This is a genomic window from Enterobacter sp. YSU (assembly GCF_016082135.1).
GTDB classification, from domain to species: domain Bacteria; phylum Pseudomonadota; class Gammaproteobacteria; order Enterobacterales; family Enterobacteriaceae; genus Enterobacter; species Enterobacter hormaechei_C.
This window is the reverse complement of record NZ_CP059487.1, coordinates 3,838,901-3,858,556: the sequence shown is the minus strand read 5'-3', so window position 1 is coordinate 3,858,556 and position 19,656 is coordinate 3,838,901. Positions and strand designations below refer to the sequence as shown.

General features: G+C 53.0%; 15 protein-coding genes and 2 tRNA genes. 6 read left to right on the top strand and 11 right to left on the bottom strand.

The genetic code is table 11. The features are described 5' to 3' along the window. Window positions 1-136 precede the first annotated feature (136 nt). Window positions 137-784 (bottom strand): YchE family NAAT transporter, encoded by a 648-nt coding sequence (locus H2Z33_RS18540; protein WP_017384236.1) that lies wholly within the window; start codon window positions 782-784, stop codon window positions 137-139. Between the two features lie 480 nt (window positions 785-1,264). On the opposite strand from H2Z33_RS18540, the gene adhE reads away from it, so the two are divergent. Further along, window positions 1,265-3,946, top strand: coding sequence for a bifunctional acetaldehyde-CoA/alcohol dehydrogenase (gene adhE, locus H2Z33_RS18535; protein WP_063866954.1), 2,682 nt, complete (start codon window positions 1,265-1,267; stop codon window positions 3,944-3,946). Window positions 3,947-4,015: 69 nt separating this feature from the next. Here the strand turns inward: adhE and tdk are convergent, their stop codons facing one another. Further along, the gene (tdk, locus tag H2Z33_RS18530) at window positions 4,016-4,630 is read right to left on the bottom strand and encodes a thymidine kinase (RefSeq protein ID WP_003856726.1); all 615 of its coding nucleotides are present in this window, start codon (window positions 4,628-4,630) and stop codon (window positions 4,016-4,018) included. Window positions 4,631-4,671: 41 nt separating this feature from the next. Then, a complete protein-coding gene (locus H2Z33_RS18525; protein ID WP_123906382.1) occupies window positions 4,672-4,860 on the bottom strand; it encodes a hypothetical protein in 189 nt (62 codons plus the stop codon). A 320-nt stretch (window positions 4,861-5,180) separates the two neighbouring features. On the opposite strand from H2Z33_RS18525, the gene hns reads away from it, so the two are divergent. Then, the gene (gene hns / locus H2Z33_RS18520; RefSeq protein WP_003856724.1) at window positions 5,181-5,594 is read left to right on the top strand and encodes a histone-like nucleoid-structuring protein H-NS; all 414 of its coding nucleotides are present in this window, start codon (window positions 5,181-5,183) and stop codon (window positions 5,592-5,594) included. Between the two features lie 202 nt (window positions 5,595-5,796). Here hns and galU read toward each other — a convergent pair whose 3' ends face one another. The 3 genes from galU to rssA form a co-directional block, all read right to left on the bottom strand. Beyond that, window positions 5,797-6,702: a UTP--glucose-1-phosphate uridylyltransferase GalU gene (gene galU / locus H2Z33_RS18515; RefSeq protein WP_003856723.1), complete on the bottom strand. Its 906-nt coding sequence runs from the start codon at window positions 6,700-6,702 to the stop codon at window positions 5,797-5,799. 199 nt (window positions 6,703-6,901) lie between these two features. Further along, on the bottom strand, window positions 6,902-7,915 hold the full coding sequence (gene rssB / locus H2Z33_RS18510; protein WP_003856721.1) for a two-component system response regulator RssB: 1,014 nt from the start codon (window positions 7,913-7,915) through the stop codon (window positions 6,902-6,904). 89 nt (window positions 7,916-8,004) lie between these two features. After that, window positions 8,005-8,907, bottom strand: coding sequence for a patatin-like phospholipase RssA (rssA, locus tag H2Z33_RS18505; protein WP_032653830.1), 903 nt, complete (start codon window positions 8,905-8,907; stop codon window positions 8,005-8,007). 113 nt (window positions 8,908-9,020) lie between these two features. On the opposite strand from rssA, the gene H2Z33_RS18500 reads away from it, so the two are divergent. From H2Z33_RS18500 to H2Z33_RS18485, 4 genes are all read left to right on the top strand, one after another. Next, window positions 9,021-9,485: a YchJ family protein gene (locus tag H2Z33_RS18500; protein WP_063134662.1), complete on the top strand. Its 465-nt coding sequence runs from the start codon at window positions 9,021-9,023 to the stop codon at window positions 9,483-9,485. 41 nt (window positions 9,486-9,526) lie between these two features. Continuing rightward, window positions 9,527-10,369, top strand: coding sequence for a formyltetrahydrofolate deformylase (gene purU / locus H2Z33_RS18495; protein WP_003856715.1), 843 nt, complete (start codon window positions 9,527-9,529; stop codon window positions 10,367-10,369). Between the two features lie 157 nt (window positions 10,370-10,526). Beyond that, a tRNA-Tyr gene (locus H2Z33_RS18490) sits at window positions 10,527-10,611 on the top strand. 34 nt (window positions 10,612-10,645) lie between these two features. Beyond that, window positions 10,646-10,730, top strand: a tRNA-Tyr gene (locus H2Z33_RS18485). 224 nt (window positions 10,731-10,954) lie between these two features. Here H2Z33_RS18485 and narI read toward each other — a convergent pair. From narI to H2Z33_RS18460, 5 genes are all read right to left on the bottom strand, one after another. Next, a complete protein-coding gene (gene narI, locus H2Z33_RS18480) occupies window positions 10,955-11,632 on the bottom strand; it encodes a respiratory nitrate reductase subunit gamma (protein WP_017384241.1) in 678 nt (225 codons plus the stop codon). Next, on the bottom strand, window positions 11,632-12,342 hold the full coding sequence (gene narJ / locus H2Z33_RS18475) for a nitrate reductase molybdenum cofactor assembly chaperone (protein WP_022651366.1): 711 nt from the start codon (window positions 12,340-12,342) through the stop codon (window positions 11,632-11,634). The genes narI and narJ overlap by 1 nt, the downstream gene beginning before the upstream one ends. After that, a complete protein-coding gene (narH, locus tag H2Z33_RS18470) occupies window positions 12,339-13,874 on the bottom strand; it encodes a nitrate reductase subunit beta (protein WP_063134663.1) in 1,536 nt (511 codons plus the stop codon). The genes narJ and narH overlap by 4 nt, the downstream gene beginning before the upstream one ends. Beyond that, on the bottom strand, window positions 13,871-17,614 hold the full coding sequence (locus H2Z33_RS18465) for a nitrate reductase subunit alpha (protein ID WP_032669675.1): 3,744 nt from the start codon (window positions 17,612-17,614) through the stop codon (window positions 13,871-13,873). Before H2Z33_RS18465 ends, narH begins: the two co-directional genes overlap by 4 nt. Window positions 17,615-17,995: 381 nt before the next feature. Beyond that, window positions 17,996-19,393: a NarK family nitrate/nitrite MFS transporter gene (locus tag H2Z33_RS18460; RefSeq protein ID WP_017693303.1), complete on the bottom strand. Its 1,398-nt coding sequence runs from the start codon at window positions 19,391-19,393 to the stop codon at window positions 17,996-17,998. Window positions 19,394-19,656: the final 263 nt, after the last annotated feature.

Sequence of the window (19,656 nt, the reverse complement as noted above, 5' to 3'; positions counted from 1 at the left end):
ACCCCTTGAAAAACAACAGAAGAGGATTATTAGTAGAACTTATTATGACTGGCGCCTATTTCAACTTTATTTATATGATTTGCAGATAATCACGTAAAAAAAACGGAGCCGCTGGCTCCGCTCTTTCAAATGAAAGTCAGTGTACTAACCCGGGGAATATACTTTTAATACCGGTAACGATAAATTCGATGCCCAACGCCATTAACAACAGACCCATGATACGGGTAATCACGTTGATGCCCGTTTGTCCCAGCAAGCGAACCAGCCATGGCGCCATACGAAATACACCCCAGCAGCACAGCGCGAACAGCGCAATAGCGACGGAAAAGCCAATCAGGTGCATCAGGCTGTGGTAGCGCGTTCCCCAGACAATAGTGGAACTGATCGCCCCCGGGCCCGCCATCAGCGGCAGTGCCAGTGGCACGACCCCGATGCTCTCGCGGATAGCTGTCTCTGATTTTTCCTGCTTGTTCTGTTTATCCTCCCCCAGCTTGCCGCTGATCATCGACATGGCAATCGTCACCACCAGGATCCCGCCTGCTATACGGAACGAATCAATCGAGATGCCGAAGACCTGAAGAATGGCGTCCCCGAGATAAAGAGACGTAAGTAGGATGATCGCCACCGACAGGTTTGCCGTCAGGTTGGTTTTATTTCGTGCCGCAGCCGTCTGATAGCTGGTCATACTAATGAAGACAGGGATGATCCCTACCGGGTTAACCAGAGCAAACAAGCCGATAAAAAACTTGAAATATGTAGGGAAATCAAAGAGCGTTTGAATCACATTAAGCTCCGCAATTGAGCATGGCCAGGGAGAAACTGCGTGTCATGATAAATCCGCGCTGAAGATACGCTTTTTAGCCGCATACTTCACCAGAAATCTGTTCTTAAACGTTATCAATTCATGATGTTAAACATTTGTGTAATCAATGATATCGCTGCTTCCAATAGTTACTTAATTATTTAACAGTAGAATATTTAGCACAAAATAACCCTGCTGAAAGGTATCAGCTTAGGACAAAATTGATCTCGATCATAATTTTCGTACTCAGAAGTGAGTAATCTTGGTTACGCCGCCAGGGAGATCACCTATCAAAAAGGTATGATGCTAAGGTAAGGCTCTTTTAGTAAATTAGTGAGCTGGAGCAGTGAGTAATCCTTTGTTTTACTGTGTGTTACGCAAGTGGGATCGGCTCTGACTATACTGTCAGACGTATCGAGCGCTGGTTTACTAAAAGAGTTTAAACATTATCAGGAGAGCATTATGGCTGTTACCAATATCGCTGAACTGAACGCCCTCGTCGAGCGCGTAAAAAAAGCCCAGCGTGAATATGCCAATTTCACCCAAGAACAGGTTGATAAAATCTTCCGCGCGGCCGCTCTGGCTGCTGCTGATGCTCGAATCCCTCTCGCTAAAATGGCCGTTGCCGAATCCGGCATGGGTATCGTTGAAGATAAAGTGATCAAAAACCACTTTGCTTCAGAGTATATCTACAACGCCTATAAAGATGAGAAAACCTGCGGTGTGCTGTCAGAAGACGATACTTTCGGCACCATCACCATTGCAGAACCGATCGGCATCATTTGCGGTATCGTTCCAACCACTAACCCAACCTCTACCGCCATCTTCAAATCTCTCATCAGTCTGAAGACACGTAACGCAATCATTTTCTCCCCGCATCCACGTGCGAAGGACGCCACCAACAAAGCAGCAGATATCGTGCTTCAGGCTGCCATTGCGGCGGGTGCGCCAAAAGATCTCATCGGCTGGATCGACCAACCTTCTGTTGAACTGTCCAACGCCCTGATGCATCACCCGGACATTAACCTGATTCTGGCGACCGGTGGTCCTGGTATGGTTAAAGCTGCGTACAGCTCCGGTAAACCAGCCATCGGCGTAGGCGCAGGTAATACCCCTGTGGTGATCGACGAAACGGCTGATATCAAGCGTGCTGTTGCCTCTGTGCTGATGTCTAAAACCTTCGATAACGGCGTTATCTGTGCATCTGAACAGTCTGTTGTCGTGGTTGATTCGGTATACGACGCCGTTCGTGAACGTTTCGCCAGCCACGGCGGCTACCTGTTGCAAGGTAAAGAACTGAAAGCCGTTCAGGACGTGATTCTGAAAAATGGTGCGCTGAACGCGGCTATCGTAGGTCAGCCTGCGTATAAAATCGCTGAGCTCGCTGGCTTTAGCGTCCCTGCTACCACCAAGATTCTGATTGGTGAAGTGAAAGTCGTTGATGAAAGTGAGCCGTTTGCTCACGAGAAACTCTCCCCGACGCTGGCAATGTACCGTGCGAAAGATTTCGATGACGCGGTAGATAAAGCAGAGAAGCTGGTGGCGATGGGCGGTATCGGCCACACCTCTTGCCTGTACACCGACCAGGATAACCAGCCTGAGCGTGTTGCTTACTTCGGTCAGAAGATGAAGACGGCACGTATCCTGATCAACACCCCTGCTTCTCAGGGTGGTATCGGTGACCTTTACAACTTCAAACTCGCACCTTCCCTGACTCTGGGTTGTGGTTCCTGGGGTGGTAACTCCATCTCTGAAAACGTTGGTCCAAAACACCTGATCAACAAGAAAACCGTTGCTAAGCGAGCTGAAAACATGTTGTGGCACAAACTTCCGAAATCTATCTACTTCCGCCGCGGCTCTCTGCCAATCGCGCTGGATGAAGTGATTACTGATGGCCACAAACGTGCGCTCATCGTGACCGACCGTTTCCTGTTCAACAATGGCTATGCAGACCAGATCACCTCTGTTCTGAAAGCGGCTGGCGTCGAAACTGAAGTCTTCTTTGAAGTTGAAGCTGACCCAACCCTGAGCGTTGTACGTAAAGGCGCTGAACTGGCGAACTCCTTCAAACCTGATGTGATCATCGCACTGGGTGGCGGTTCCCCAATGGACGCCGCGAAAATTATGTGGGTGATGTACGAGCATCCAGAAACTCACTTCGAAGAACTGGCGCTGCGCTTTATGGATATCCGTAAACGTATCTACAAGTTCCCGAAAATGGGCGTGAAAGCGAAAATGATCGCCGTCACCACCACTTCCGGTACCGGTTCAGAAGTGACGCCATTTGCCGTTGTGACTGATGACGCAACTGGTCAGAAATACCCGCTGGCTGACTACGCGCTGACGCCAGATATGGCTATCGTTGACGCCAACCTGGTCATGGAAATGCCGAAATCACTGTGTGCGTTCGGTGGTCTGGATGCGGTAACTCACGCTCTGGAAGCTTACGTTTCCGTACTGGCTTCTGAGTTCTCTGACGGTCAGGCTTTGCAGGCGCTGAAACTGCTGAAAGAAAACCTGCCAGCTTCTTACAACGAAGGTTCGAAAAACCCTGTTGCGCGTGAACGTGTACACAGTGCGGCAACCATCGCGGGCATTGCGTTTGCTAACGCCTTCCTGGGTGTCTGTCACTCCATGGCGCACAAGCTGGGTTCACAGTTCCACATTCCTCACGGTCTGGCGAACGCCCTGTTGATCAGCAACGTTATCCGCTATAACGCCAACGACAACCCAACCAAGCAGACTGCATTCAGCCAGTACGACCGCCCACAGGCGCGCCGTCGTTATGCTGAAATCGCAGATCACCTGGGTCTGAGCGCACCGGGCGACCGTACTGCCGCGAAGATCGAGAAACTGCTGGCCTGGCTGGAGAGCCTGAAGGCTGAACTGGGTATTCCTAAATCTATCCGCGAAGCAGGCGTTCAGGAAGCTGACTTCCTCGCTCACGTAGATAAGCTGTCTGAAGATGCATTCGATGACCAGTGTACTGGTGCTAACCCGCGCTACCCACTGATTTCCGAACTGAAACAGATCCTGCTGGATACTTATTACGGTCGTAACTTCACTGAAAGCGATGTCGCTGCCGTAAAAGTTGAAATCCCCGCAGTTGTAAAGGCTGAAAAGAAAGCGAAGAAAAATGCTTGATTGACAGTATGATAAAAAAACCCGCCGCTGGCGGGTTTTTTATATCTGAGGATCCGTAAAACATTCTTATTATTTTCGATTGTCGCCCTGTAACGCCGTCAGCGAGCCTACAGCCAGCGCCTCTTTATAATGCTTGCGGCAGACCGAGACATAACGTTCATTGCCTCCTATCACCACCTGCTCGCCATCAGCATAGGGTTTACCCGACTGGTCCAGGCGAAGAACCATACTTGCCTTGCGGCCACAAAAGCAGATTGTTTTCAGCTCAACCAGCTTATCCGACCAGGCAAGCAGATACTGACTGCCGGCAAATAACTCCCCACGAAAATCGGTACGTAATCCATAGCAAAGAACGGGAATATCCAGCTCATCAACGACCTCTGAAAGTGCGTGGACCTGCTCTCGGGTCAGGAACTGGCTTTCATCTACCAGCACGCAATGGACAGGCTTAGAGGCATGCTCGGCACGAATGTCCTCCAGCAGGTCCGTTTCAGGGTTAAACAGCCTTGCAGGCGACGAGAGCCCTATTCTTGAGCTCACCTTCCCTGCCCCAAAGCGATCGTCGATTTCGGCGGTATAAACAACGGTACGCATCCCCCGCTCCTGATAATTGTATGAGGATTGCAGTAACGCCGTCGATTTCCCTGCATTCATTGCCGAATAGTAGAAATAAAGTTGTGCCATTGGCCGAAGAACCCTAATCAATGTGTAATATTCCCGATGGATCATTGTACCATATTTTGTACCGTCATCAGCGGCGGGCTGCGCTCTCCAGCCTGCCATGCATCAGTAAATCCTTCGCGAGTGGCGCAAAATAATGCGTTAAAACAGGCAGTAAAGGCATTAAACACTGACAATAAGGTGAGTCCGCAACCAGAGATAACACTTCTTTTTATAGTGTCTTCTTCGTTCATTAAAATTCACTATTTATTAACTATTCTTGTCTTCGCTGCGCTTACTCGGGGTAATACAAAAGGCTGATATTTATCAACCGCAACTATAATTCCTGAGGTAAAAGTCACAAAACATACACGCAAATGACGCGCTTTTGCCGTTTGAAACGATATCTCACAGACCCAACAAACAATGAAATTTAAGTTAGCGTAATTAATAATAGCGTCGTTTATTTTGTATTTTTTGAATTCCTTACATTCCCACCTATTGCACAAGTGAAATTAAGGCTCTATTATTAGGACAACAAACCCACCCCCATTATAAGTTTGAGATTACTACAATGAGCGAAGCACTTAAAATTCTGAACAACATCCGTACTCTTCGTGCGCAGGCAAGAGAATGTACCCTTGAGACGCTTGAAGAAATGCTCGAAAAATTAGAAGTTGTAGTTAACGAACGTCGTGAAGAAGAAAGCGCTGCTGCGGCTGAAATCGAGGAACGTACACGTAAACTGCAACAGTATCGTGAAATGCTGATTGCCGATGGTATCGATCCAAACGAATTGCTGAACAGCATGGCTGCGGCTAAAACCGGTACCAAAGCAAAACGCGCGGCACGTCCTGCTAAATATAGCTACATCGATGAGAACGGCGAAGAGAAAACCTGGACCGGCCAGGGCCGTACTCCTGCTGTAATCAAGAAAGCAATGGACGAACAAGGTAAACAACTGGATGACTTCCTGATCAAGGATTAATCTGGAAAGATTCTGAAAAATCCCGCTTAATGCGGGATTTTTTATGCCTGTAATATTCGCCCGAACATCTCCTTACATTCTGTCATATTGTGAGGCTCCCTATTTAACGTCCTTGACAATCCCCCGCCAATTACGGAGCGACAGGCATAAAAAAACCGGTGGACATCGCTCCACCGGTCTTGTTCACTGGGCTGTGAGTTTATTACTTAATACCCACGCTACCTTTGAGCCAGGCTTTAAATTCTTCACCCAGGCTGTTATGGCGAATACCATATTCGACGAATGCCTGCATATAACCGAGCTTATTCCCGCAGTCATGGCTCTTACCTTTCATATGGTAGGCTTCCACGGTCTCTTTCTCGATCAGCATATCGATAGCATCCGTCAGCTGGATTTCATCGCCCGCACCCGGAGGCGTTTTCGCCAGCAGAGCCCAAATTTCAGCACTGAGGACGTAACGACCAACGACAGCAAGGTTAGACGGCGCGACGTCCGCTTTAGGTTTTTCAACAACGCCAACCATCGGTACGCTTTCGCCAGGTTGCAGGTCAACGCCTTTGCAGTCAACCACGCCGTAAGCGGTCACGTCGTCGACTGGCTCAACCATAATCTGGCTGCTGCCGGTTTCGTCGAAGCGTTTAATCATTTCCGCCAGGTTTTCCTGAGAAAGATCGGACTCGTACTCATCAAGAATCACGTCAGGCAGAATAACCGCGACCGGCTCATCACCCACTACCGGGTGTGCACACAATACTGCGTGCCCCAGGCCTTTCGCCAGGCCCTGACGAACCTGCATAATGGTAACGTGTGGAGGGCAAATAGACTGCACTTCCTCCAGCAGCTGGCGCTTAACGCGTTTTTCCAGCATTGCTTCGAGTTCGAAACTGGTATCGAAATGGTTTTCGATAGAGTTTTTAGATGAATGCGTCACCAGCACAATTTCGGTGATACCTGCTGCAATACATTCATTCACGACATACTGGATTAATGGCTTATCAACCAGAGGCAGCATCTCTTTTGGGATTGCCTTCGTCGCTGGCAACATCCTGGTACCCAATCCCGCCACCGGGATAACGGCCTTTCTGACTTTCGAATTAAGGGCAGCCATTGAAATTCTCCTGAACTGTTCAAGTTTTGAACTTTTATGCATTGAATAACGCGTTGAGTATACAGTCTCAGCCACTAATACGGGTCTGAAAAGAACGCGTTGCCGATCAATTAAGACAAATACGCATGAAACTTGCAGCGATAGTAGCACTGCCAGCAAAAACACAGGTAAAGCAATCTGAAAAATAAAATCTGACTGCTTACTCCGTGGACAACATTAAGCGTAACCGCCCTCCGGCACCCCAAATTTGGCACTGCCAGGAGGTGCAGCGATGGCTAATTTGATTAAGGTAAGTATTTCCCAGCGTACCCAACGGCACGCCGTTACTCACCTGAATATGGTGTTCGCCAGTATTCAGTGTGGCATTTAAACCCGCAGAGACCAGAATAAGGTTATTCAACCCGCTGTGATAATAGCCAACCAGAAGCGGGAACTGCCCCGGCAAATTGGCCTGGCGAAAAAGTTGGTTGACCTGTTTTAGTAAACTGCCTAACTCAGGAAGTCGTTGCCCCTGATGGGATAATTGTTCCTGTAGCAATCCATTAAACAGCGCACGGAGTAATAAGGCCGCCAGAACGCCGTTATCTCCCGCCCGGGTAACATCCAGGCAATAAAAAGCGAGGTCAGAATCTGATAACGGCGCAATATCCAGCACCAGCCCAGGCTGGTCAGCCGCTACCAGCTGGCGATAATTTACTCTGCAATGAGAGATATTTTGCTGCACCGGCGGCTGAAGTTCCTGAAGCAGCTTCGCGGCCGCGAGCGGATTACTGACTAAAGCATCCCAGTCCTGGAAAAGACGTTCTTCTTCTTCCACCCGGGAATTAAACATATTGGGATACAGGCAGGCCAACACCGTTTCACGCAGACGGTTCAAATCTTTAACCGGTTTGAGCAGAATATCCTGCACACCTAAACGCAACGCCTTAGCAATATCCGCCATATTTTCGGTGGCCGAGATCACCAGTATCGGTGTCTGATAACCTTCATTACGCAGGTTTTCCACCAGCATTAATCCGTCCATGCGCGGCATCTCAAGGTCGCAGATCATCAGATCAGGCGCCATGCTGGCCATTTTTTCCAGTGCCTCGACGCCATCTTCGGCAAGGGACGTGGTTGCACCCAGTGAGGATAACCACGAATCCAGTAGCGATCGGAAAACGGGCTCGTCTTCAACTATCAAAATATGTTTTCCGGCCAATGGCTGTGTCATGGTTCCTCCCCTGGCTGACAGTTACTCAATAGTGGCATGCTATTGGTACTATCGCCTGTCAGATTTTGCTGAAGTAATCAAAAAAGTGCTCAACGTGCTGTACGCACAAAAGGCAACAGTTCATCTATTTTCTTTTCGACGGCTAACGAGCCCGCTGCTATGGCGGCCTCAGCCCGGTGGAAATCAAGGGTAGAGATTTGTGGACAATAGGGTTGAATAAGAATATCCGGAGGATCGCCAGCCATACGGTTTCGCTTCAGGCGATTCTCAAGGATTTGAATAGAGGTCGTCATGATTTCAATGGCGTTCGGCGCGGTCACCGCGCGACGGGCGGTCAGGCGCCCTATTCTGCCGCGTAATCGTGCATGCCAGGCAAGTTTCTCTTCTTCCGCGTCATCGCTCTGAAGATTAACCGGCATCAAATCTTGCTGCATAAGGTGTGCGTCGTGCTGTAAATCCACGGCAATAACGATATCCGCCCCCATGGCGCGGGTCAGAGAGATGGGTACAGGATTCACTACGCCCCCATCAACGAGCCAGTAGCCGTTGTGAGGCACAGGCGCCATTAACCCCGGCATGCTACAGGATGCGCGAACGGCGAGATGAATATCCCCTTCAGTGAGCCATAACTCCCTGCCCGTACTGAGGTTGGTTGCAACGGCACCGAAAGGCATTTGGCAGTGGCTGAAGTCAGCGAGGGGCATTATCTTACGAAACTGATTGAACACGCGTTCGCCGCGCAGCAGGCCGCCACGCTGCCAGGAAAGATCCATCAGGCGCAGCACATCCCAGTATCTGAAGGAGCGCACCCAGCTTTCAAGCTCCGGGAGCTTACCGCAGGCGTACGCGGATCCGACCAGCGACCCGATAGAACATCCTGCGACAATATCAACGTCAATCCCCATCTGGTTTAAGGTATTGATAACGCCAATATGTGACCAACCCCGGGCTGCACCTGAGCCCAACGCCAGTCCAATTTTTACCTTTCTCATTAGCCCTGTTTTACTTCCCCTGGATTCCTGACATAGCGTCAACGCACCTGCTCAGTTAACATATTGCTACCTTAAGCGTTTAACGCCTTATTTTTTGTTCCAGGAAGAGAATCGTGTCTCAACTCTGCCCCTGTGGTAGCGCTCTGGAGTATAGCCTATGTTGCCAGCGATATCTTTCTGGCGAGCAGGTTGCACCAGAGCCGTCACACCTTATGCGCTCGCGGTATACTGCTTTTGTGATCAAAAACGCAGACTACCTGATTAAAACCTGGCATCCGTCCTGCCATGCTGCCGATTTTCGCCAAGAGATTGAAGCCGGATTTGCCAACACCGTCTGGCTGGGCCTCACCGTCTTTGAAGCCGCTCCCGGCCGCGATGCCAACGAGGGCTATGTCAGTTTTGTCGCCCGCTTTAGCGAACAAAACAAACCCGGCGCCATCATTGAGCGCTCACGGTTCTTAAAGGACAGCGGGCAATGGTATTATATTGACGGCACACGTCCGCAATTCGGTCGTAACGATCCCTGCCCCAGTGGTTCAGGAAAAAAATTTAAAAAGTGTTGCGGCAGTAATGCCTGACAACTCAGACTTCGCAAATACATAAACAGGATTTCCCGGCGATGCAATCATTACAACGTAAAGTTCTGCGCACTATCTGTCCCGATCAAAAAGGGCTGATCGCACGAATTACCAACATTTGCTACAAGCATGAACTGAATATCGTGCAGAACAACGAGTTCGTTGACCACCGTACCGGTCGCTTCTTTATGCGTACCGAACTGGAAGGCATTTTCAACGACACAACCCTGCTTGCCGATCTGGACAGCGCCCTGCCGGAAGGCTCGGTGCGCGAGCTGAACCCGGCGGGCCGTCGCCGCATTGTCATTCTGGTCACCAAAGAGGCGCACTGCCTGGGCGATCTGCTGATGAAAGCCAACTACGGTGGCCTGGACGTAGAAATTGCCGCCGTCATTGGCAACCACGAAACGCTGCGTACGCTGGTAGAACGTTTCGACATTCCGTTTGAACTGGTCAGTCACGAAGGCCATACCCGTGAAGAGCACGACAACCTGATGGCAGCTGCGATTGAAGCGCATAACCCGGACTACGTGGTGCTGGCGAAATATATGCGCGTGCTGACGCCATCCTTTGTGGCACGCTTCCCGAACAAAATTATCAACATCCACCACTCCTTCTTGCCAGCCTTTATTGGCGCGCGTCCTTATCACCAGGCATACGAGCGTGGGGTGAAGATCATTGGCGCAACCGCGCACTACGTGAATGACAATCTGGACGAAGGTCCAATCATCATGCAGGACGTGATCCACGTGGATCACACCTATACGGCAGAAGATATGATGCGTGCTGGCCGTGACGTTGAGAAGAACGTACTGAGCCGTGCGCTGTATCAGGTACTTGCTCAGCGCGTCTTTGTGTACGGCAACAGAACGATTATTCTTTAATCCCTCGGAAAATGAATTGATTAGCTTTACGCCTTTACGGATAAAAAGCAGGCAAACAGCTTCATTTTCCTAAAGGAATGCTTTACAGGGGCGTCTCATTTGATATGATGCGCCCCGCTTCCAACAGGAAGCAGGCCAGTTAAAAGTATTACCCCGTGGTGGGGTTCCCGAGCGGCCAAAGGGAGCAGACTGTAAATCTGCCGTCATCGACTTCGAAGGTTCGAATCCTTCCCCCACCACCATCTCCAGCTTTACCTCAAAATATGAATTACCCCTGGTGGGGTTCCCGAGCGGCCAAAGGGAGCAGACTGTAAATCTGCCGTCATCGACTTCGAAGGTTCGAATCCTTCCCCCACCACCATCACTTCCAGATTCTTAAGCACTCACTCAAGCACAATGCTCCATATTTCTCGATGCCGGGAGTAATCCTTCCCTGCCTGTTTTCCCCGGTGGCGCTTCGCTTACCGGGGCTACAAATAGGGTCTGTAGGCCGGGTAAGGCGCAGCCGCCACCCGGCATCCGCACGCCCCCTGGATCGGGGACAAAAAAAACCCCGCAAATGCGGGGTTGTATTAATACAGCGAATCAGCGACGGGCACGCACAACCTGATATTTGCGCGTCAGGTACTCCACCGGCGCACTCCAGATGTGCACCAGGCGAGAGAACGGGAACAGCACAAACAGGGTCATACCCAGCACCAGGTGAACGCGGAAGATAAACGCCACACCGTCCAGATGCTCAGAAGCGCCCCCGCGGAAGGTCACGACAGACTGCGCCCATCCCACCAGCTTCATCATCTCGCTGCCGTCCATATGCTGCGCAGAGAATGGAATGGTCAGCAGACCAAGCGCACACTGCACCATCAGCAGGGAGAGGATCAGGATGTCCGCTCCGGTCGTGGTAGCCCGCACGCGTGGGCTGAACAGACGTCGTTTCAGCAGCAGCAGACCACCCACCAGGGTCATCACGCCACAGGCGCCGCCGGCAATCATCGCCATCTTCTGCTTCACGTCAATCGGCAGCCACGCTTCGTACATCCAGTGCGGGGTCAGCATCCCCAGGAAGTGGCCGGCGAAAATTCCCAAAATCCCGATGTGGAACAGGTTTGACGCCAGGTTCATCCCTTTACGATCCAGCATCTGGCTGGAGGCAGCACGCCAGGTGTACTGGCCATAGTCATAACGCAGCCAGCTTCCCACCAGGAACACGGTGCCCGCGATATACGGGTAAATGTCAAAGAAGAACATATTCAGGAAGTGCATTAGTGCTGTCCTCCGTTAGAGATATTCAAATATTGCGGAGCCACCGCTCCGGCAAAACGACGCTGATGCGCGGAGATTTCAGATTCGCCACAGCTCTGGTCAGCAAAGAATTTCACCTGCTCTTCTTCCCAGACGGCATCCAGTGCTTGTGGGGTATCGTCACGGGCTTCATCCGCAATTTTTTCCGCCACTTTTTGACTGTCAACCGAGGCGTTAGCCAGTTTCACCAGCAGATCGAACAGGACTGCATAGCTGCTCTCACGTTGCTGGAGACGCGCGCCGAGCAACGCCAGAATGGGAGCAATGTCCTGCAACCCGCCCAGCGCTTCCTCTTTCGGCAACTGTGCCAGATATTCCAGATACAGCGGCAGGTGATCCGGCAGCTCGCGGCTGTCGAGTTGCAAACCGTGCTGCTCGTACTGGGCCATCAGATCCACCATCGCCTGACCACGGTCGCGGGATTCACCGTGAACGTGTTCGAACAGCAGCAGAGACGTGGCACGGCCCCGGTCAAACAGCTGGCTGTAGTCCGCCTGCGCATCAAGAAGATCGCGTGCCAGCAGATCGCGGAGGAAAACGCCCAGCTTCTGGGCATCCTCTTTATCCAGGTTTTCAGATGACGCGAGTGCATCAAAGAGTTCCTGTTGATGCTGCACAAGCGCAGCATCAGGGTACTCGAGCAGACGCGAAACAATGACGAGTTCAATCATTGGTGCGGCTCCGTTTTGCTGGTCACATCCATCGCGTCAATGCGGCGGCTGTTGAACAGGTTGAATTTGCTGTCTGACCCGTGGCAACCGTCGCCAAAGGTAAAGCCACACCCACTTTTCTCCGGGAAGGCCTCGCGAGCCAGTTCACGGTGGCTGCTCGGCACCACGAAACGATCTTCGTAGTTAGCGATTGCCAGATAGCGGTACATCTCCTGCGCCTGCGCCTCGGTCAGGCCGACCTCCTCCAGCGCGCGGGTATCGTTAACGCCGTCAACGGTTTCCGCACGTTTGAAGTGACGCATCGCCAGCATACGTTTCAGCGCCAGCAGTACCGGCTGGGTATCCCCTGCGGTGAGCAGGTTGGCCAGATACTGAACCGGGATACGCAGGCTTTCCACGTCCGGCAGAATGCCGTTGCTGCCCAGTTCACCCGCGTCCGCCGCAGACTGAATCGGAGACAGCGGCGGCACGTACCAGACCATCGGCAGCGTGCGGTATTCCGGATGCAGCGGCAGGGCCAGCTTCCAGTCCATCGCCATTTTGTACACCGGAGACTGCTGCGCGGCGTCGATTACGCTCTGCGGAATACCGTCTTTCAGCGCCTGCTCAATAACCTTTGGCTCGTTTGGATCGAGGAAGACGTCCAGCTGACGCTGATACAGATCTTTCTCGTTCTCGGTGCTTGCGGCATTTTCAATCGCGTCCGCGTCGTACAGCAGCACGCCGAGGTAGCGGATACGACCTACGCAGCTTTCTGAGCAGACTGTCGGCATACCGGCTTCGATACGCGGGTAGCAGAAGATGCACTTCTCAGACTTACCGCTCTTCCAGTTGAAGTAGATTTTTTTGTACGGGCAGCCGGTGATGCACATACGCCAGCCGCGGCACTTGTCCTGGTCGATCAGCACAATGCCATCTTCTTCACGCTTGTAGATGGCGCCGCTTGGGCAGGTCGCCACGCACGCCGGGTTAAGGCAGTGTTCGCACAGGCGCGGCAGGTACATCATGAAGGTGTTTTCGAACTGGCCGTACATCGCCTTCTGCATGTTCTCGAAGTTCTGGTCTTTGGCGCGTTTTTCGAACTCGCCGCCCAGAATCTCTTCCCAGTTTGGACCGCTGGTAATTTTGTCCATGCGCTGGCCGGTGATCAGCGAGCGAGGACGGGCGATCGGCTGGTGTTTGCTTTCCGGCGCGTTGTGCAGGTTCTGGTAGTCGTAATCAAACGGCTCGTAGTAATCATCAATGCCCGGCAGATGCGGGTTAGCGAAGATTTTTCCCAGCAACATGGCACGGTTACCCATGCGCGGTTGCAGTTTGCCGTTGATTTTACGGATCCAGCCGCCCTTCCACTTCTCCTGGTTTTCCCAGTCGGTCGGGAAGCCGGTGCCCGGCTTGCTTTCCACGTTGTTGAACCAGGCGTACTCCATACCTTCACGGCTGGTCCAGACGTTTTTACAGGTGACCGAGCAGGTATGGCAGCCGATGCATTTATCCAGATTCAGCACCATGCCGACTTGTGAACGAATTTTCATTTTACGCTCTCCTGTACCTGGTCATTACCTTCGCCATCTAACCAGTTAATATTCTTCATCTTACGTACCACCACGAACTCATCGCGGTTCGATCCTACGGTGCCGTAGTAGTTAAAGCCGTAGGCCAGCTGGGCATAACCACCGATCATGTGGGTCGGCTTCGGCGTAATACGGGTCACGGAGTTGTGAATACCGCCGCGCTGCTCGGTGATCTCAGACCCCGGCAGGTTAACGATACGTTCCTGCGCGTGGTACATCATGGTCATCCCGGCCGGTACACGCTGGCTCACCACCGCACGTGCCGTCAGGGCGCCGTTGCTGTTGAACACTTCGATCCAGTCGTTGTCTTCGATACCCAGATCTTTGGCGTCCGCTTCGCTCATCCAGACGATTGGCCCCCCGCGCGACAGCGTCAGCATCAGCAGGTTGTCGCTGTAGGTGGAGTGGATACCCCACTTCTGGTGCGGCGTCAGGAAGTTCAGCGCCTTCTCAGGGTTACCGTTCGATTTCGCGCCCATCACCGCTTTCACGGAGCGGGTGTCGATTGGCGGACGGTAAACCAGCAGGCTTTCACCGAAGTCACGCATCCACTGGTGATCCTGATACAGAGACTGACGGCCAGAAAGCGTGCGCCATGGGATCAGCTCGTGAACGTTGGTGTATCCGGCGTTATAGGACACATGTTCATCTTCGAGGCCAGACCAGGTCGGGCTGGAGATAATCTTGCGCGGCTGGGCCTGAATATCGCGGAAGCGGATTTTCTCTTCCTCTTTATTCTTCGCCAGGTGCGTGTGGTCACGACCGGTAAACTCGCTCAGGGCCGCCCAGGCTTTCACCGCCACGTGGCCGTTGGTTTCCGGGGCCAGGGTCAGGATCATCTCTGCCGCATCAATTGCCGTGTTCAGCATCGGCTGGCCTTTCGCCGGGCCGTCTGCTTTGGTGTAATTGAGCTTGCGCAGCAGGTCCATTTCGCTCTGGGTGTTCCAGGCGATGCCTTTACCGCCGTTACCGATCTTCTCCATCAGCGGGCCGATAGAGGTAAAGCGCTCGTAGGTTGCCGGGTAATCACGTTCAACCGGAATAATGTGCGGCGCGGTTACGCCCGGGATCAGGTCGCACTCGCCTTTTTTCCAGTCCTTCACGTCCAGCGGCTGAGCCAGTTCGGCAGCGGAGTCGTGCTGGATTGGCAGCGTCACCACGTCGGTCTCTTTGCCCAGGTGCCCTACACAGACTTCAGAGAATTTCTTCGCGATGTCTTTGTAAATTTCCCAGTCGCTTTTTGATTCCCACGCCGGGTCAACGGCCGCAGACAGCGGATGAATAAACGGATGCATATCCGACGTATTCATGTCGTCTTTTTCGTACCAGGTGGCAGTAGGTAGCACGATGTCGGAGTACAGGCAGGTACTGGACAGACGGAAGTCCAGCGTCACCACCAGATCCAACTTGCCGTCGAGACCGTTGTCTTTCCACTCCACTTCTTCCGGCTTCACGCCGCCCTGCTTGCCGAGATCTTTACCCTGAATACCGTTTTCGGTACCGAGCAGGTATTTCAGCATGTACTCGTGACCTTTACCGGACGAACCCAGCAGGTTAGAGCGCCAGATGAACAGGTTACGCGGATGGTTTTTACCGTTCTCCGGCTGTTCTGCCGCGAAGCGGATTGAGCCGTCTTTGAGGGATTTAACGGTGTAGTCCACCGGTGACATGCCCGCCTGCTTCGCCGCTTCCGCAATACGCAGCGGGTTCGTACCCAGCTGCGGCGCAGACGGCAGCCAGCCCATACGCTCAGCGCGCACGTTGAAGTCAATCAGGTGGCCGCTGTAGCGGGATTTATCCGCCATCGGCGACAGCAGTTCCTGGGCGGTAACCGTCTCGTAGCGCCACTGGCTGGAGTGGTTATAGAAGTAGGAGGTGCTGTTCATGTGACGAGCCGGACGCTGCCAGTCAAGGGCAAACGCCAGCGGTTGCCAGCCGGTCTGCGGACGCAGTTTTTCCTGGCCCACGTAGTGCGCCCAGCCGCCGCCGCTCTGCCCGACGCAGCCGCAGAAGATCAGCATGTTAATCAGGCCGCGATAGTTCATATCGAGGTGATACCAGTGGTTCAGACCGGCACCGACGATGATCATGGAGCGACCGTGGGTTTTGTCGGCGTTTTCCGCAAATTCGCGGGCGATACGGGTGATCTGGGCGCGTGGCACACCGGTGATCTGCTCCGCCCAGGCTGGGGTATAAGCCTTCACGTCATCATAGCTGGTCGCGCAGTTTTCGTCGTTCAGGCCGCGCTCCAGGCCGTAGTTCGCCATGGTCAGATCGTAGACGGTAGTGACCAGAGCAGTAGAACCGTCCGCCAGTTGCAGGCGCTTCACCGGCAGCTTGTGCATCAGAACGTTTTGCAACTCAACCTTGTTGAAGTGCTCGGAACCTTCACCACCAAAGTACGGGAAGCCGACATCGGCGATCTCATCCTGGCTGCCCAGCATGCTGAGACGCAGCTCCGTCTCTTCACCCGTGGTGCCGTTACGCTGCTCCAGGTTCCATTTGCCTTTTTCCCCCCAGCGGAAGCCGATAGAACCGTTTGGCGCCACCAGCTCGCCGTTGCTGTTGCAGGCGACCGTTTTCCACTCCGGGTTGTTTTCCTGACCCAGCGCGTCCACCAGATCCGCGGCACGCAGCATACGGCCTGCCGCGTAATAGCCGTCACGCTCTTCGAGCATCACCAGCATTGGCATGTCGGTGTAGCGACGCACGTAATCGGTGAAATACTGGCTTGGCTTGTCGAGGTGGAATTCACGCAGCATGACGTGGCCCATCGCCAGCGCCATTGCGGCATCGGTACCCTGTTTCGGCGCCAGCCACAGGTCGCACAGTTTGGCGATTTCGGCGTAGTCCGGGGTCACGGCGACGGTTTTGGTCCCTTTGTAACGTACTTCGGTAAAGAAGTGCGCATCCGGGGTACGGGTCTGCGGAACGTTAGAGCCCCAGGCGATGATGTAGCTGGAGTTATACCAGTCGGCGGACTCCGGCACGTCGGTCTGCTCACCCCAGGTCTGTGGTGACGCTGGCGGCAGGTCGCAGTACCAGTCGTAGAAGCTCAGGCAGGTACCACCGATGAGTGACAGGTAGCGCGCGCCGGAGGCGTAAGAGACCATCGACATCGCCGGGATTGGCGAGAAGCCTGCCACACGATCAGGACCGTAGGTTTTCACGGTGTAGACGTTGGAAGCCGCAATCAGCTCGTTCACCTCTTTCCAGGAAGAGCGAACGAAACCACCGCGACCACGCGCCTGCTTGAAGCTTTTCGCTTTGTCGGCATCTTCAATGATGGAGGCCCAGGCATCAACCGGATCGCTGTGCTGCACTTTCGCTTCACGCCACATTTTCATCAGGCGTTTACGCATCAGCGGGTATTTCAGACGGTTGGCGCTGTAGAGATACCAGGAGTAGCTGGCCCCACGCGGGCAGCCGCGCGGCTCGTGGTTCGGCATATCCGGACGGGTACGCGGATAATCGGTCTGCTGCATTTCCCAGGTCACCAGACCGTTTTTAACGAAAATCTTCCAGCTACATGAGCCAGTGCAGTTTACGCCGTGGGTAGAACGGACAACTTTGTCATGCTGCCAGCGTTGACGGTAACCGTCTTCCCAGTCCCGGTTGGTATCCAGAACCTGGCCGTGCCCATCGGCAAAAGTTTCACCCTTCTGTTTGAAGTAGCGAAACCGGTCCAAAAATTTGCTCATCGGGTATCTCCTGTGTGGAGCCTGTGGCTCTCTAAATCGACATTGCTGATTTGCAGCGAAGGTAACGCTATGAAAGATGGTGAGAATTGATAACGATCAAGACGAAGGGGGACTCTGAGGGGGGGTATTAGATCAAATACCACCAAAGCGGTAGCCGTTAATATTTTTTAACTTTATGATTTATATAGATATATTTTATTTATCGTACAATAAGCGAGGCAAAATTTAACATCTTAGGTATTAAGGGGTAGAAACACCTGTAAAGCGATGGCGATCACAGCGTTACCTGCGTATGACCACAGGAAAAGCTATTAGTATGTTGTAACTATTTAGCGATTAAAAAAAGCGCGGCACTCAGGCCGCGCAAACGGATAATCAAGCTTACTTGTTTTTCTTGGTATTACGGCCATATACCAGCCAGGTGATGACCACGCAGGCGATATAGAAGACGAGGAATATTTTCATCGCACCCGCCGGAGAGCCGGTCAGATCCAGTGAGATGCCGAACGCTTTTGGAATAAAGAAGCCGCCAATCGCGCCAATCGCAGAGATAAACCCAAGCGCCGCAGCGGTATCGGTGGCGGCTTCACGCATTGCCTGCTCGTCGCTCCCACCCTGCGCTTTGACGCGGTCCATGGTCAGCTTGCGGAAGATGACAGAGATCATCTGGAAAGTAGACGCACTGCCCAGCCCGGCGGTCAGGAACAGCACCATGAATACGCCGAAGAAGGCAAAGAAGTTACCCCCCTCACCACCCGCAGGCAGCGTCAGGAACAGCAGCGCACAGAAGATGGCCATCACAACAAAGTTCACCAGCGTAACGCGCGTTCCCCCCAGACGGTCGGAGATCATCCCGCCCAGCGAACGTGCCAGCGCGCCGATAAACGGACCGAAGAAGGCAAACTGAAGGATCTGCACGTCCGGGAACTGGGTTTTAGACAGCATGGCAAAACCTGCGGAGAAACCGATGAACGAGCCGAAGGTCGCCAGATACAGCAGCGCCATCACCCACAGGTGGCCACGTTTCAGCACTGGCAGCTGCTCGCTCAGTGACGCTTTGGACGCGGACAGATCGTTCATGAAGAACCACGCAGCCAGGGTAAAGACCACCAGGAACGGTACCCAAATCCAGGAGGCGTTTTGCAGGAACAGCACGGAACCGTCGGGCTGCGTCACACCGCCGCCGCCAAAGGCCGCAAAGATGGAGACAGAGATCGCCAGCGGGGCAATCAGCTGCATCACGCTCACGCCCATATTACCGAGGCCGCCGTTAATGCCCAGCGCACCACCCTGCTTCGCTTTCGGGAAGAAGAAGCTGATGTTTGCCATACTGGACGCAAAGTTCGCCCCCGCAAAACCGCACAGCAGAGAGATAATCACGAATACGCTAAACGGTGTGGAGGTATCCTGCACCGCAAAACCGAGCCACACGCACGGTACGATCATGATCCCGGTACTGAAAGCCGTCCAGCGACGACCGCCAAAGACCGGCACCATAAACGCGTAAGGAACGCGCAGCAGTGCGCCTGAAAGCGACGGCAACGCGGTCAACATAAACAGCTGATCGGTGGTAAAGGTAAAGCCCACTTTTGGAAGGTTAACCGCAACCGCACTAAACAACATCCAGACGCAAAACGCCAGTAACAGACATGGAACGGAAATCCACAGATTACGACTTGCTACACGGTGGCCGCGCTGTTGCCAGAACGCCGGATCCTCTGGACGCCAGTCTGTAATAACGGCACCAGTTTCCCTTTCGGGAGCGGAAGAGTGACTCATAGACACCTCTGATTCTCGAATGATGCTGCAAACATTAGGGCTTTAGAGCGGCGGTAAGTTGATATAAATCAAAGGAAAAGTGGGAGGTTTTGCGGCGAAAAAAAAGCCATCACTCTTAATGAGTAGATGCAAAACGTAAAAAAGGTGTGGTTTTTCACGGTGCTGACGCATCCCTGCTTCGTCCACCCACTAACCGTTACCCCTCTGGCAATTTAGAGGTAATCCTTTATTGGTATGGGTATACTCCAGGGTATGCACCAGAA

What these genes read in the sequence shown, in the direction of transcription:
- tdk (WP_003856726.1), bottom strand. Translation starts at nt 4,630, where the DNA reads ATGGCACAACTTTATTTCTACTATTCGGCAATGAATGCAGGGAAATCG.
- purU (WP_003856715.1), top strand. Translation starts at nt 9,527, where the DNA reads ATGCAATCATTACAACGTAAAGTTCTGCGCACTATCTGTCCCGATCAA.
- H2Z33_RS18460 (WP_017693303.1), bottom strand. Translation starts at nt 19,393, where the DNA reads ATGAGTCACTCTTCCGCTCCCGAAAGGGAAACTGGTGCCGTTATTACA.
- hns (WP_003856724.1), top strand. Translation starts at nt 5,181, where the DNA reads ATGAGCGAAGCACTTAAAATTCTGAACAACATCCGTACTCTTCGTGCG.
- adhE (WP_063866954.1), top strand. Translation starts at nt 1,265, where the DNA reads ATGGCTGTTACCAATATCGCTGAACTGAACGCCCTCGTCGAGCGCGTA.
- H2Z33_RS18525 (WP_123906382.1), bottom strand. Translation starts at nt 4,860, where the DNA reads ATGAACGAAGAAGACACTATAAAAAGAAGTGTTATCTCTGGTTGCGGA.
- narJ (WP_022651366.1), bottom strand. Translation starts at nt 12,342, where the DNA reads ATGATTGAACTCGTCATTGTTTCGCGTCTGCTCGAGTACCCTGATGCT.
- narI (WP_017384241.1), bottom strand. Translation starts at nt 11,632, where the DNA reads ATGCACTTCCTGAATATGTTCTTCTTTGACATTTACCCGTATATCGCG.
- rssB (WP_003856721.1), bottom strand. Translation starts at nt 7,915, where the DNA reads ATGACACAGCCATTGGCCGGAAAACATATTTTGATAGTTGAAGACGAG.
- rssA (WP_032653830.1), bottom strand. Translation starts at nt 8,907, where the DNA reads ATGAGAAAGGTAAAAATTGGACTGGCGTTGGGCTCAGGTGCAGCCCGG.
- narH (WP_063134663.1), bottom strand. Translation starts at nt 13,874, where the DNA reads ATGAAAATTCGTTCACAAGTCGGCATGGTGCTGAATCTGGATAAATGC.
- galU (WP_003856723.1), bottom strand. Translation starts at nt 6,702, where the DNA reads ATGGCTGCCCTTAATTCGAAAGTCAGAAAGGCCGTTATCCCGGTGGCG.
- H2Z33_RS18465 (WP_032669675.1), bottom strand. Translation starts at nt 17,614, where the DNA reads ATGAGCAAATTTTTGGACCGGTTTCGCTACTTCAAACAGAAGGGTGAA.